The sequence below is a fragment of the Cupriavidus sp. H18C1 genome, from assembly GCF_049311595.1.
In the GTDB taxonomy this organism is placed as follows: Bacteria; Pseudomonadota; Gammaproteobacteria; order Burkholderiales; family Burkholderiaceae; genus Cupriavidus; species Cupriavidus cauae.
Genome location: NZ_CP186009.1, coordinates 1,169,645 through 1,181,738, shown reverse-complemented (window position 1 = coordinate 1,181,738; position 12,094 = coordinate 1,169,645). Strand labels below are relative to the sequence as shown.

Sequence of the window (12,094 nt, the reverse complement as noted above, 5' to 3'; positions counted from 1 at the left end):
GCGACGGCGCCGCAGGCGCTGCCGCAGCAGGAAGAAGTCGGGGTTGGAGGGGTGGCCGGCGCGGCGTGGCAGCAGTCGGCGTGGCGACGATTGCTGGCGCCGTCATGATCGTGCTCGTGGCCATGCACGTGATCGGGCCCGTGATCGTGGGCGTGACCGTGATCGTGGGCGTGGTCATGATCGTGGGCGTGGTCATGATCGTGGGCGTGATTGTCGCCCCGGGCGTGGCCACGGGCGCCGGCATCCTGCGGCGCGGGCTGGCTGCAACAGTCTGCTTTCGCGTCGCAGCAGGACGAGGAAGGCGTGGAGGATGGGTCTTCCGGCGAGAGTCTGGCCATCGAAGGTTCCGTGGGCTGTGGCATGGGTGGCATTGAATAGCCTGTAGCCGCTACAGGGTCAAGCCACCCTACCTCCGGCGCGGTCAATTCCTCAAGTCCGTGCCTTTATGCCGCCGCCCGATGCCGCCCGACGATGCCGCGCCCTGAGGCCATCCCGATGCCGGCCACATCCCGATGCCGCGCCTTGATGCCGCGCCCTGAAGCGGCGTTCCGATGCCGTGCCTTGATGCCGCACCCTGTGGCCACAGCTCCTCGCCCGCATTCCTCCGATGCAATGCCGTCGGCTCAATGCGTGACGTTGACCATCCAGCTCAGCCCGAAGCGGTCCTGCAGCATGCCGAAGCCCTCCGACCAGAAGGTCTTCTGCATCGGCATCATCACGCGGCCGCCCTCGGACAGCGCGTCGAACCACTGCCGCGCCTGGTCCAGCGAGGGCGCGACGATCGACAGGCTGAAGCCGGCGAAGGGCTCGGGCGGCGCGCCCGGCATGCCGTCGGAGGCCATGATCTCGCTCTGCCCGACCGTCACGCTGGCATGCATGATCTTGTCCTCCCAGCCGGCCGGCAGCGGCGGCTGGCCGTCGCCGGCTTCGCCTTCCTCGGCCGGCATCTCCTTGAACCGCATCATCATGCTGACCTTGGCGCCGAGCACCTTGCCGTAGAACGCCAGCGCCTCCTCGCAGCGCCCGCCGAAATAGAGATAAGGCTGTATCTGCATGTCCGTCTCCTGGGTCGATCGTGTCGATGAATGGATGGCGGCGCCGGGCCGTCGCGCCGGCGCCGCGGGCCCGCGGCCGTACCGCAAGGCGCAGTCATTATGCGCCGCGGGGGCGCTCCAACCCGCTGCCTTGCAGCTTTGTCATGTTGCCGTCAGGGTCGTGTCCGTGGAGCTGCGGGTACAATGCGGCCTGACTGTCAGCGTGGCCTGCGCGGTGCCTGCGCGGTGCCTGCGAGGTGCCCTGCGAGGTGCCCTGCGAGGTGCCTGCGAGGTGCCTGCGAGGTGCGTGCTAAGCGTCTGCCACGCACCACCTTCGACACGGTCCTTCCCGTTTTTTCACCTGTCCGCCACTCGCCGATCCGCTCGTGAACCGTCTGCCGCAACGCCTCCTGCTGTCTCTCGCCATGCTCGCCCTGCCCCTGCCGGGAATCGCCGGCACGGCGAAGCCGACGTGCGGCGCGGTGCAGGCCACCGCGGCCACGCCGCTGATGAGCCGGCACGCGGCGCTGAAGCTGCAGGCCGAAGCGGAACTGCTGGGGCGCGACCAGGCTGGCTGCATGGGCGCGGACAAGGAGCGGGACACGGAAGACGATGGCGCCGGCGGCCATGCCGCCGACGGCGAAGACCGCCACGCGTGGCATTCCGGCGCCGCGGCCATGTGCCCCATCGCCGCGGTGCTGCCGGGGCTCGAGCTGAGCCAGTATCGCCATATGCCGCCGCGCTCGCCGCTGGGCACGCTGGCGGGCGCCACGCCCGACGCGCTGTTCCTGTCCAGCCCGGCACGCTGCTGAGGGGGCGCGGACCCCGCGGACCTCTCGGCCCATCGGCTCACTGGCCTCGGACCTCCCGGACCTCCCGGACCTCTCGGACCTCTCGGACCTGTCGGCCCATCGGCTCACTGGCCTCGGACCTTTCGGACCCCGCGGACCTCTCGGACCTCCCGGACCTCGGCGCCCGGTCGGCGGGGCCTTCCGGTCCTCTGCAGGCTCGATTCAGCTGACGCGATAGAACTCTGGCGTCTGGCCCGCGTTGACGGCGCGCTGCAGCCAGTCGGGCATCTCGCCGGTGCCATCCCAGCACTGACCCAATGCATTGCGATAGAGGACGCCGGCAGCCTGCGGCGGCGCGGATTCGTTCGCGCTGGAAGCCTTGGCCGTGGAGGCCGTGGAGCCCGTGGCGGCTGCGGAAGCCGTGGAGGCCGTGGCGGCTGTGGAAGCCGGGGCAGCCGTGGTGGCTGTGGTGGCTGTGGAGGCGGTAGGAGCCGCGGCAAATGCGGCTGGGCTTGCCGACGTTGGCGGATCGGCGGACGCTGGGCTCGATGCCGTCGCGTCCGCCGCGGCGGCGCGGCCCCGTCTGGCCCGGCTGGCGCCGGAGAAACATCCGGCCGCGACCAGATCGTCCAGCGACAGGCCGTAGCGATCCATCTGCGCGCGCACCCAGGCGGCCGCGGCTAGTCGGGCTTCATCGAACTCGGACATGGCGTTTTCGTGCACGCTGCCGACCCGAGGCGGCCGACAGGCTAGGAGGACAACAGAAGGACCCGGCGGTGCCGGTCGAACATCGCGATTCTACAGGCTCGGCGCCGATACGCCCCGCCGCCGCCGCAAAACCTTGAATTGCGCCACGCCTTCGCGCTAAGGTCGAGCCTCTCTTTCGCCGCAAGCCAGGACCGCTCCGTGTTTTCGCCGTTCCCCTTCCTCCTTCCGCGCCGCTGCCTTGCCGCGCGCGCCAGGAGCGCCCGCCCGTGAATATCATCGTCGACGTACTGATCCTGCTCGGCGCGCTGCTGGCCATCGTCGCGGTGGTGCAGGTCGCCGCGGCGAGGCTGCGGCTGCCCGAATCGACGCTGCTGTCGGCGATCGGCATCGCGATCGGCGCCGGCTACGTGGCCATCGACGCCACGCTGCCCGAGTTCGCCGAACACTTCCTGCATCCGCTGATCGACCCTTCGCTGCCGCCGGAAGCCTATCTGTGGATCTTCCTGCCGCCGCTGCTGTTCCATGCGGCGCTGACCGCCGATGTCCGCAGCATGCTGCCGGACGCCGCGCCGATCCTGCTGCTGGCGGTGGTGGCGGTGGTGGTTGCCACCGGCGTGATCGGCGTGGTGACCGCGGCGGCCAGCGGCATGAACCTGGTGGTCTGCCTGCTGCTCGGCGCGGTGGTGGCGACCACCGACCCCGCCGCGGTGATCGCGATCTTTCGCGATGTCGGCGCGCCGGCCCGGTTGATCCGGCTGGTCGAGGGCGAGAGCCTGCTGAACGATGCCGCCGCGATCGCGCTGGTCGGCGTGCTGATCGCGATGCTGACCGGCCACGGTGCCGAGGCCACGCTTGCTGCCGGCCTGACCGAGCTGGCCTGGGCCTTCGGCGGCGGCATGGTATGCGGGCTGATCGCCGGCCGCCTGCTCGCCGAACTGCTGCCGGCGCTCGCCGGCCTTGCGGTGGCCGAGGCCGCGCTGACGCTGGCGCTGCCCTATCCGCTCTATCTGCTGGCCGAGCAGCTGCTGCATGTGTCCGGCGTGGTCGCGGTGGTCTGCGCCGGGCTGACGCTCGGCGCGCTCGGTCCGACCCGGCTGAACCCGCCGAACTGGCGGCACCTGCGCATGATCTGGGAGCAGTTCGCCGGCATCGCGGGCGCGGTGGTCTTCCTGCTGGCCGCGGTGCGGGTGCCGGCACTGCTGCAGGGCGTCACGCCGCATCACGGCTGGCTGCTGCTGGCGCTGGTCGCGGCCGCGCTGCTGGCGCGGCTGGCGACGCTGTTCGGGCTGCTGCCGGTATTGACCTGGCTGCGCCTGTCCGCCCCGATCGATTCGGCGTACAAGCTGGCGATCGCCTGGGGCGGGCTGCGCGGCGCGGTCACGCTGGTGCTGGCGCTGGGCATCGCCGAGAACCGCGCGCTGCCGCTCGAGACGCGCCATTTCGTCGCGATCCTGGCGACCGGCTTCGTGCTGGTCAGCCTGCTGGTCAACGGCACCACGCTGCGCTGGCTGATCCGCCGGCTCGAACTGGACACGCTGTCGCCGCAGGAACTGGCGCTGCAGCGCCAGGCGATCCGGCTGTCGACCGAGGAAGTCGAAAGCGCGCTGGATCGCCTGGCCGAAAGCTTCGGCCTGCCGCCGTCGGCCGCGCGCGAGGTCGCCGCGCACTACCGGCGCGATATCGAACTGGGCTCGGCCGATTTCGACTTCGACAGCGCGCTGTCCGAGCGGGCGCGGCTGTCGATCGGCCTGGTCACGCTGGCCACGCGCGAGAGCGAGCTGATTCCCGAGTACGGCAACGGCGTGGTGTCGGTGGCCAATCTCGACGCGATGATGCGCAACACCGCGCAGATGATCGACGCCGCGCGCGAACAGGGCCGCATCGGCTACAACCGCGCCGCACGCCACATCCTCGACTACCAGAAGAGCTTTCGCATCGCGCTGTTCCTGCACCGGCGCCTGTCGATCGACAGGCCGCTGGCGCGCGTGCTGGCCGACCGCTTCGAGCTGATGATCGTGCGCCAGACCGTGCTGCAGCGGCTGCGGCAATACAACCGCGCGATGCTGTCGCCGGTGTTCGGCGCGCGCATGGCAGCCGTGCTCGACGGCGTGCTCGAGGACCGCTTCCACGCCGCCGAGCAGGCGCTGCAGGAAATGCGCGAGGAATTCGGCAGCTACACCGTCGCGCTGGAAAAACGGATGCTGATGCTGTTCGCGCTGCGCAAGGGCCAGCACGAACTGCAGGCGATGCGCGAGGAGAACGTGATCTCGCGCGAGGCCTACAACCAGATCGCGCGGGCGATACGGCAGGCATGGGAGGCCAACCTGGCGCGGCCGCCGTTGCGCGGCAGCTTCGGCGACGGCGCACGCACGCGGCCGCCACCCGCCAAGGTGCCCGCGCCCCGCGCGCCGGGCGAGGTTGCGCCGGCCGATTTCGATGGGGGCGATGCCGGGGCTTCGAGCGTGGACGGCCGGTAGCTGCCCCCGGGGCGGACCAACGCGCCCCGGCTACTCATGACCCTGGCGCGCCGCGCATCTCCCGATCCGGCGCCCCACCCCAACGCGCGGCACAGCGCGTCTCACCGATCTTTCCCTTCCATATTCGATAACCACACGGAGTAGCAGTCATGCGTGTCGCATTCCTCGGCCTCGGCGTCATGGGCTTCCATATGGCGGGCCATCTGGCCGCCAAGGGGCATCAGGTCACGGTCTACAACCGCACCGCGAGCAAGGCCCAGGCCTGGGTCGAGCGCTTCGGCGGCCAGTCGGCGGCCACGCCCGCGCTGGCCGCGCGCGATGCCGAGCTGGTCTGCAGCTGCGTCGGCAACGACGACGACCTGCGCGCGGTACTGACCGGTGCCGACGGCGCCTTCGACGCCGCGCCGGCCGGCTGCATCTTCGTCGACCACACCACCGCCAGCGCCAACGTGGCGCGCGAACTGTACGAGCAGGCCAACGCGCGCGGCCTGCATTTCCTCGATGCGCCGGTGTCCGGCGGCGAGTCCGGCGCGCAGAACGGCGTGCTGACGGTCATGTGCGGCGGCGACGAGGCGGTGTTCGCGCGCGCCGAGCCGGTAATCTCCGCCTTCGCCCGCGCGGTCACGCGGATCGGCGGCCCGGGCGCCGGGCAGCTCGCCAAGATGGTCAACCAGATCGCGATCGCCGGCCTGCTCGAAGGGCTGTCCGAGGCGATCGCCTTCGGCCAGCGCGCGGGGCTCGACATGCCGCTGGTGCTGTCGGTGATCAGCAAGGGCGCCGCCGGCTCGTGGCAGCTGGAGAACCGCGGACCGACCATGGTCGAAGGCAAGTTCGACTTCGGTTTCGCGGTCGACTGGATGCGCAAGGACCTGGGCCTGTGCCTGGACGAGGCCCGCCGCAACGGTGCCACGCTGCCGGTCACCGCGCTGGTCGACCAGTTCTACGCCGAGCTGCAGCGCGACGGAGGCGGCCGCGACGATACCTCGTCGCTGATCCGGCGCCTGCGCCGATAGCCATCGGCCCGGAATCGGCGCGCGGGACCGTGGTGCCGGCGCGATCGCGCGTGGTGCCGAGGCGATCGCGCATCGTCCGCGCATCGTCCGCGCGTCGTCCGCGCGTCGTCCGATTCCTACATGGCTTTCAGCGCCGGACCGGGTGGGAGGCCGTGGGCGCGGGTCTATCGTTGAAGCAACCGGGAGCGGACCCCGAGGCGCCGGACGGCGCCAAGGGGTGGCACGGTACTCAAGACCAACGAACAAACCCGCCAGGCTAGCCCTCGGCAAAGGAGCCTCCCATGACTCTAGGCACCATTCTCCTGATCGTGCTGATCATCCTGCTGATCGGCGCGCTGCCTTCGTGGCCCTACAGCAGCGGCTGGGGCTACTGGCCCAGCGGCGGGCTTGGCCTGATCCTGCTGATCGTGATCGCGCTGGTCGTCATGGGCAGGTTGTAGCGCGTTGCGGCCCAGGCCGCAGCGGTACCGGTAGGCCTGCCCGCCGCCTTGTTTGGGGACAGGGGGCGACGGGCAGGTGAAAAGGCGGTCGAGAGACCGCCTTTTCTTTGTTTGCGCCGTCGATGCGGGCCGTATCGAGGGGCATGGGTCGGTCGGCGTGGGTCGGCATGGAAGACGCCGTTGCTGCCTCTACTCTGCCCATGCCCTCGCCCGCTCGGGAGAGGAAACTCCCGGCGAGAATCGGCCCGCTCAGGCCGCGGGCTTCGTCCCCGCGCTGCCGCGTTCGCCCAGGCGCCGCAGCGCCAGCATCGGCAGCCGCAGCAGGAAGCCGACCACCAGCCGGATATGCATCGAGGTCAGCAGGATGTTGTCGCGCACATAGTGGAAGTGCGACACCCCGCCCTCGTCCTCGCGGAAATAGCGCACCGGGGTATCGATGTTGATCGGCCGCACGCCGCGCCAGCACAGCCGGATCGCGACCTCGGGATCGAAGTCCATGCGCCGCATCCAGCGGTTGCCCCGCATCACCGCGCACAGCGGCGCGATCGGATAGACGCGGAAACCGTACAGCGAATCGCCGATGCCGGCCCACAGCGTCTCGAGGTCGGCGAAGACATTGCTCAGGCGCCGTCCGTAGACGCGGGCGCGCGGCGCGCTCTCGTCGAACACCGGCTTGCCCAGCACCATCGCATCCGGGTTGCGGCGCGACAGCTCCAGCATCTTGCCGATCATCGCGGCGGGGTGCTGGCCATCGGAATCCATCGTCAGCGCGTGCGTGTAGCCCTCGGCGGCGGCCTGTTCCAGCCCGTGCAGCACGGCGGCGCCCTTGCCGCGGTTCTTCGGCAGCACCAGCACGCGCAGGCCGGGATCGGCCTCGGCCTGCTGCTGCAGCCATTCGGTGCTGCCGTCGGTGCTGCCGTCGACGACGACCCAGACCGGGTTCCATTGGGCTCGCGCCTCGCGCACGACCTCGCGCACCTTGGGGCCGGGGTTGTAGCTCGGGATGATCACCAGATGCGTGGTCGAACGTTCGGTCATGCGGCCGTGCTCCATCAATGTGTTGTCCCTGGCCGGCGTGGCGCGCTTGGCGTCCGCCGGCCCTTGCCTGCGCACTGCTCTCTTCTCCTCGACGTTTGTGCCGTACGGTTGGTTCCTTGCTTCGTCCCGCTTCGTTACTCTGCGTCCGTTTGGCCTAGCCGGTCGCCATGCCGCCGTTGATCGACAGCACCTGCCCGGTGACATAGCCGGCGGCCTCGGAGACCAGATAGGCCACCATCGCCGCCACCTCTTCCGGCTGGCCGGCCCGGCCCATCGGCACCAGCTCGCGGATCCGCTCGGGCGGGAAGGCCGGCTGCGCCATCGGCGAATCGACGATGCCCGGCGCCACCGCGTTGACCGTGACGCCGCGCGAGGCCATCTCGATCGCCAGCGAGCGCGTGGCCGCAATCACGCCCGCCTTGGCTGCAGCATAGTTCACCTGACCGCGATTGCCGATCAGGCCTGCCACCGATGCGATATTGACGATGCGTCCCCAGCGCGTGCGCATCATCGGCATCAGCAGGGGCTGGGTCACGTTGAAGAAGCCGTGCAGCGAGACGTCGATGACGCGGCGCCATTGCTCGCGCGTCATGCCCGCCATCGGCGCGTCGTCGTGGATGCCGGCGTTGTTGACCAGCACCTGCACCGGGCCCTCGGCGAGGATGCGCTGCAGCGCCTGCTCGGTGGCATCGGCATCGGTCACGTCGAAGGCGATCGCCTCGGCGTCGCCGCCGGCGGCGCGGATGCGTTCGGCCACCTGCCGGGCCTCGTCCAGGCGCCGGTTGGCATGGACCCAGACGCGGCAGCCGCCGGCGGCGAGGGTCTGGCAGATGGCCTGTCCGAGCGCGCCGCTGCCGCCGGTGACCAGCGCCAGCTTGTGGGCGGGTGCAGGCGCCGCCCGGGGCGTCCTGGGCGTGGGAGGCATCAGCGGGTACGGTTGGCGGCGGTGTAGGCCGCCAGGCTGCCCAGCGTGGCAAAGATGGTCTTGTTGTCCGGATTGTCCGAACGCAGCTCGAATCCGTACTTCTTGGAGATCAGGAGTGCAATTTCCAGCACGTCGATCGAATCGAGGCCGAAGCCTTCGCCATACAGCGGCGTATCGGCCGTGACCTGGTCCAGCGTCAGCTCGGTAATGTCCAGTTCGCCGAGAATCATCCGGGCCAGTTCGATTTCGAGATCGGTCATTGTCGCTAAATGTAAGTTATGTCGTCGCGGCGGCCGCCCGGGCCGGGCCCGGGGCCGCGCAAAGCCGTGGGGCATCTGCGGCACCGCCTTCGGGCGCAATGCTACCAAGCCCTCCGGGTTCGCTCCACACGGGTGAAATTTGGTAACAACCTCGCCGCCACGGCGAGAAACGGAACCCCCACACTTCGGGTCTTCCAGCCATAGTCCCCAAAAGATCGATGACCGGATCGCTTCGCCGCCGGACCGGGAGTGCAGTCTCCGCCCTCCCCCGGAAGCCAGGCCGAAGTCCCGACCGCGCCGCCATGCCAGTGTCCCGCATTCCGCGCCGATCGCGCCCACAGAATTCCAGCGCCCGCCCTGGCGGCGGCGCCGAGGCGAACCCGTCCGCCGGGACTCTGCCGCTGATCGCGCATACCCGCGGCGACCAGATCGTCGCGTACCGGGACGGCGCCCCGGTCACCGTGGCGCGCTTCCTCGCCGACGTCCGCGACCTGGCCGCCCGACTGCCGGCCGGCCGCCACGTCTTCAATATGTGCGCGGACCGCTACCTCTTCACCGTCGGCCTGTGCGCCAGCCTGCTGGCCGACAAGATCAGCCTGCTGCCCCCGGCGCACACCCCGGAAATGGTCCGGGAACTGGCCACGTTCGCGCCGGACACCTTCTGCCTGTACGACGGCGCCGGCTGCCAATGCAGCGCCGCCGACGCCAGCGGCGCCGGTCTGCCCGGCTTGCGCGTGACCTTGCGGAATCCGTACGACGACACGCACGAGGGCAAGCACGGGCCCATCTACGAGGACCCGCACGAGGATCGATCCGGCGACGCCATCGCCGTGACGATCCCCCGGATCCCGGCCGACCGCACGCTCGCCTATCTGTTCACCTCCGGCTCGACCGGCCTGCCGATGCCGCATCGCAAGAGCTGGGGCGCGATGGTGCGCAACGCCCGCGCGGCGGCGGCCCGGCTGGGCATCGATGCGCTGGCCGGCGCGACGCTGGTCGGCACCGTGCCGGCGCAGCACATGTACGGGCTCGAATGCACCGTGATGCTGGCCCTGCACGGCGGCGTGGCGCTGAGCGCGGCGCACCCCTTCTATCCCTACGATGTCGCCGCCGCGCTGGCCGCGGTGCCGGCGCCGCGCGTGCTGGTGGCCTCGCCGGTGCATCTGCGCACGCTGCAGCTGTCGCCGGTCGAGTTGCCGGCGCTGGCGCGGCTGCTGTCCGCGACCGCGCCGCTGGCGCCGCGGCTGGCGCGCGATATCGAGGCGCGCACCGGCGCGCCGCTGCTGGAGATCTACGGCAGCACCGAGACCGGCCATATCGCCACACGCCGCACCGCGCACGATGCCGCCTGGCAGCTGCTGCCCGGCCTGGCGCTGCGGCTCAAGCGCCTGCACGGCGCCGAAGCCGCGACCGTTCCGGCGGACGACGAGGGCAACGAGGGCAACGATGGCAACGACAGCGACGACGGTCCGGTCTGGCTGGCGAGCGGCGCCCATCTGCCCCAGCCGGTGCCGCTGAACGATGCGATCGAGTTGCTCGACGCCCATCGCTTCCTGCTGCACGGCCGCAAGGCGGACCTGATCAAGATCGCCGGCAAGCGCACCTCGCTGGCCTATCTGAACCATCACCTCAACGCGATCCCGGGCGTGATCGACGGCGTCTTCCATATGCCGCGCGGCGAGCCCGCGGGCGGGCTGGGCAAGGAGGCGCGCCTGACCGCGCTGGTGGTCGCGCCGGGCGTGAGCGCGGCCGATATCGTGCAGGCGCTGCGCGCGCGCATCGATCCGGTCTTCCTGCCGCGGCGCGTGTTCTTCGTCGACAGCCTGCCGCGCAACGCCACCGGCAAGCTGCCGCGCGACCTGCTCGAGCCGCTGGTGGCGCGGCTGCAGGGCGGCCAGGCGGCTCGCCACGACGATCGCGCGCCCACCACCGTGCTGGGACCGGCATGAACAGCGCGGGCGTCTTCACCATCGAGGCCGGTCATCCGGCGCTGCCGGGGCACTTTCCCGGCCGGCCGATCGTGCCGGGCGTCGTGCTGCTAGACCATGCGGTGGTGCGCATCGCCGCGGCGCTCGGGCTTCCACCGCAGCCGGCTCGCCTGGCCTCGGTCAAATTCCTCGCAACGGTGGTGCCGAACGAGCCGGTGACGGTGCGCTATGCCAGCGTGAGCCAGGGTCAAGGGGATGACCGAGCCGACGACGGAGCACGCGACGGAGCCGGCGATCGAGCGAACGGCAGCGCCGACCGCAAGGCCGGCCACAAAGCCGGTCACCAAGCCGGTCACCAAGCCGGCCACCAAGCCGGCCACCAAGCCGACCACACGGTCCGCTTCGAGCTGGAGGGCCCGGGCCGCACCGTCGCGAGCGGCGTGCTGACGCTGCCGGGCCACGCCGGCCCGACCGACGCGGCCGTATGACGGCACCGGACAAGAGCCACGCGGCGCCGGCCGACGACTGGAGCAGCCAACCCGAGCGCAGCCATCTGCGCCTGCTGCGCGCGATGCGCTGGCTGTCGCTGCGCCTGGGCCGGCGCGCCAGCCGCCCGCTGCTGTGGCCGGTGGTGGCGATCTATCTGCTGATCTCGCCGGGCGCGCGCCGCACCTCGCGGCAGTACCTGTCGCGCGCGCTCGGCCGTCCGGCCGGCCTCGCCGACGTGATGCGGCAGGGCTTCGCCTTCGCGTCGACGATCCATGACCGCGTCTATCTGCTGAACGGCCGGCTGGACCTGTTCGATATCCGCGTCCATGGCGAGGCGCTCATGCAGCAGGCGATCGCGCGCGGCGACGGCGTCTTCCTGTTCGGCGCCCACCTCGGCAGCTTCGAGGCGGTGCGCGCGGTCGGCCTGCGCTATCCGGCGCTGCGGCTGGCGGTGATGATGTACCAGGACAATGCGAGCCGCCTCAACGACGTGCTGGCGGCGATCAATCCCGCGGTGCGGCAGGACGTGGTCCCGCTGGGCCGGCTCGACGCGATGCTGCGGGCGCGCGACTATCTGGAGCGCGGCTACCTGCTCGGCCTGCTGGCCGACCGCACGCTGGCCCGGCTCGCCACCGATCCGCCGCGGCAGTGCGAATTCCTCGGCGCGCCGGCGCCCTTCGCCACCGGGCCGCTGCGGATGGCGGCGATGCTGCGCCGGCCGGTGCTGTTCATGACGGGCCTGTATCGCGGCGGGAACCGCTACGACATCCACTTCGACACGATCGCCGACTTCTCGGCGACGCCGGCCGCCGAGCGCGAGGCCGCCATCGACGCCGCGCTGCGTCGCTACGTCGCGCTGCTCGAGCAGCGTTGCCGCGCGGCGCCGTACAACTGGTTCAACTTCTACGATTTCTGGCAGGCGCCGGCGCGCACGCCTGCCGACGCATGATGTCGATGACCCGGATTTTCGAAGGCCTTCGCTTGCCTGCCC

Annotated in this window: 13 protein-coding genes; 8 read left to right on the top strand and 5 right to left on the bottom strand. The window is 70.8% G+C overall.

Features of this window, described 5'->3' with window-relative positions; translation table 11 throughout:
- The first annotated feature begins 104 nt into the window (after positions 1-104).
- Positions 105-374, top strand: coding sequence for a hypothetical protein (locus OJJOAM_RS21085; RefSeq protein ID WP_422649707.1), 270 nt, complete (start codon positions 105-107; stop codon positions 372-374).
- A 249-nt stretch (positions 375-623) separates the two neighbouring features.
- Here the strand turns inward: OJJOAM_RS21085 and yjdN are convergent, their stop codons facing one another.
- Complete coding sequence (gene yjdN / locus OJJOAM_RS21080; RefSeq protein WP_422649706.1) at positions 624-1,055, bottom strand: VOC family metalloprotein YjdN; 432 nt, start codon at positions 1,053-1,055, stop codon at positions 624-626.
- 404 nt (positions 1,056-1,459) lie between these two features.
- Here yjdN and OJJOAM_RS21075 point away from each other — a divergent pair, with 404 nt between their 5' ends.
- Positions 1,460-1,846 (top strand): hypothetical protein, encoded by a 387-nt coding sequence (locus tag OJJOAM_RS21075; RefSeq protein WP_422649705.1) that lies wholly within the window; start codon positions 1,460-1,462, stop codon positions 1,844-1,846.
- Between the two features lie 201 nt (positions 1,847-2,047).
- Here OJJOAM_RS21075 and OJJOAM_RS21070 read toward each other — a convergent pair whose 3' ends face one another.
- A complete protein-coding gene (locus tag OJJOAM_RS21070) occupies positions 2,048-2,533 on the bottom strand; it encodes a hypothetical protein (RefSeq protein WP_422651083.1) in 486 nt (161 codons plus the stop codon).
- 266 nt (positions 2,534-2,799) lie between these two features.
- On the opposite strand from OJJOAM_RS21070, the gene OJJOAM_RS21065 reads away from it, so the two are divergent.
- The 3 genes from OJJOAM_RS21065 to OJJOAM_RS21055 all read left to right on the top strand — a co-directional run bounded on the left by OJJOAM_RS21065 (position 2,800) and on the right by OJJOAM_RS21055 (position 6,463).
- On the top strand, positions 2,800-5,010 hold the full coding sequence (locus OJJOAM_RS21065; protein WP_422649704.1) for a cation:proton antiporter: 2,211 nt from the start codon (positions 2,800-2,802) through the stop codon (positions 5,008-5,010).
- Positions 5,011-5,159: 149 nt separating this feature from the next.
- On the top strand, positions 5,160-6,023 hold the full coding sequence (locus OJJOAM_RS21060) for an NAD(P)-dependent oxidoreductase (protein WP_422649703.1): 864 nt from the start codon (positions 5,160-5,162) through the stop codon (positions 6,021-6,023).
- Positions 6,024-6,304: 281 nt separating this feature from the next.
- The gene (locus tag OJJOAM_RS21055; protein ID WP_006577307.1) at positions 6,305-6,463 is read left to right on the top strand and encodes a DUF3309 domain-containing protein; all 159 of its coding nucleotides are present in this window, start codon (positions 6,305-6,307) and stop codon (positions 6,461-6,463) included.
- A gap of 249 nt (positions 6,464-6,712) precedes the next feature.
- Here the strand turns inward: OJJOAM_RS21055 and OJJOAM_RS21050 are convergent, their stop codons facing one another.
- The 3 genes from OJJOAM_RS21050 to OJJOAM_RS21040 all read right to left on the bottom strand — a co-directional run bounded on the left by OJJOAM_RS21050 (position 6,713) and on the right by OJJOAM_RS21040 (position 8,686).
- The gene (locus OJJOAM_RS21050; protein WP_149316214.1) at positions 6,713-7,501 is read right to left on the bottom strand and encodes a glycosyltransferase family 2 protein; all 789 of its coding nucleotides are present in this window, start codon (positions 7,499-7,501) and stop codon (positions 6,713-6,715) included.
- Positions 7,502-7,655: 154 nt separating this feature from the next.
- On the bottom strand, positions 7,656-8,426 hold the full coding sequence (gene fabG / locus OJJOAM_RS21045; protein WP_422649702.1) for a 3-oxoacyl-ACP reductase FabG: 771 nt from the start codon (positions 8,424-8,426) through the stop codon (positions 7,656-7,658).
- Complete coding sequence (locus tag OJJOAM_RS21040) at positions 8,426-8,686, bottom strand: phosphopantetheine-binding protein (protein WP_006577304.1); 261 nt, start codon at positions 8,684-8,686, stop codon at positions 8,426-8,428. Before OJJOAM_RS21040 ends, fabG begins: the two co-directional genes overlap by 1 nt.
- Before the next feature lie 302 nt (positions 8,687-8,988).
- Between OJJOAM_RS21040 and OJJOAM_RS21035 the strand changes: the two genes are divergently transcribed.
- Genes OJJOAM_RS21035 through OJJOAM_RS21025 form a run of 3 tightly spaced genes read left to right on the top strand, consistent with a single transcriptional unit; the run spans position 8,989 to position 12,052 of the window.
- Complete coding sequence (locus OJJOAM_RS21035; protein WP_422649701.1) at positions 8,989-10,635, top strand: AMP-binding protein; 1,647 nt, start codon at positions 8,989-8,991, stop codon at positions 10,633-10,635.
- A complete protein-coding gene (locus OJJOAM_RS21030) occupies positions 10,632-11,102 on the top strand; it encodes a hypothetical protein (RefSeq protein WP_422649700.1) in 471 nt (156 codons plus the stop codon). The genes OJJOAM_RS21035 and OJJOAM_RS21030 overlap by 4 nt, the downstream gene beginning before the upstream one ends.
- Entirely contained in the window at positions 11,099-12,052 is a 954-nt protein-coding gene (locus OJJOAM_RS21025) for an acyl-CoA synthetase (RefSeq protein WP_422649699.1), read from the top strand. Before OJJOAM_RS21030 ends, OJJOAM_RS21025 begins: the two co-directional genes overlap by 4 nt.
- Positions 12,053-12,094 lie beyond the last annotated feature (42 nt).

What these genes read in the sequence shown, in the direction of transcription:
- OJJOAM_RS21085 (WP_422649707.1), top strand. Translation starts at nt 105, where the DNA reads ATGATCGTGCTCGTGGCCATGCACGTGATCGGGCCCGTGATCGTGGGC.
- yjdN (WP_422649706.1), bottom strand. Translation starts at nt 1,055, where the DNA reads ATGCAGATACAGCCTTATCTCTATTTCGGCGGGCGCTGCGAGGAGGCG.
- OJJOAM_RS21075 (WP_422649705.1), top strand. Translation starts at nt 1,460, where the DNA reads ATGCTCGCCCTGCCCCTGCCGGGAATCGCCGGCACGGCGAAGCCGACG.
- OJJOAM_RS21070 (WP_422651083.1), bottom strand. Translation starts at nt 2,533, where the DNA reads ATGTCCGAGTTCGATGAAGCCCGACTAGCCGCGGCCGCCTGGGTGCGC.
- OJJOAM_RS21060 (WP_422649703.1), top strand. Translation starts at nt 5,160, where the DNA reads ATGCGTGTCGCATTCCTCGGCCTCGGCGTCATGGGCTTCCATATGGCG.
- OJJOAM_RS21055 (WP_006577307.1), top strand. Translation starts at nt 6,305, where the DNA reads ATGACTCTAGGCACCATTCTCCTGATCGTGCTGATCATCCTGCTGATC.
- OJJOAM_RS21050 (WP_149316214.1), bottom strand. Translation starts at nt 7,501, where the DNA reads ATGACCGAACGTTCGACCACGCATCTGGTGATCATCCCGAGCTACAAC.
- fabG (WP_422649702.1), bottom strand. Translation starts at nt 8,426, where the DNA reads ATGCCTCCCACGCCCAGGACGCCCCGGGCGGCGCCTGCACCCGCCCAC.
- OJJOAM_RS21040 (WP_006577304.1), bottom strand. Translation starts at nt 8,686, where the DNA reads ATGACCGATCTCGAAATCGAACTGGCCCGGATGATTCTCGGCGAACTG.
- OJJOAM_RS21035 (WP_422649701.1), top strand. Translation starts at nt 8,989, where the DNA reads ATGCCAGTGTCCCGCATTCCGCGCCGATCGCGCCCACAGAATTCCAGC.
- OJJOAM_RS21030 (WP_422649700.1), top strand. Translation starts at nt 10,632, where the DNA reads ATGAACAGCGCGGGCGTCTTCACCATCGAGGCCGGTCATCCGGCGCTG.
- OJJOAM_RS21025 (WP_422649699.1), top strand. Translation starts at nt 11,099, where the DNA reads ATGACGGCACCGGACAAGAGCCACGCGGCGCCGGCCGACGACTGGAGC.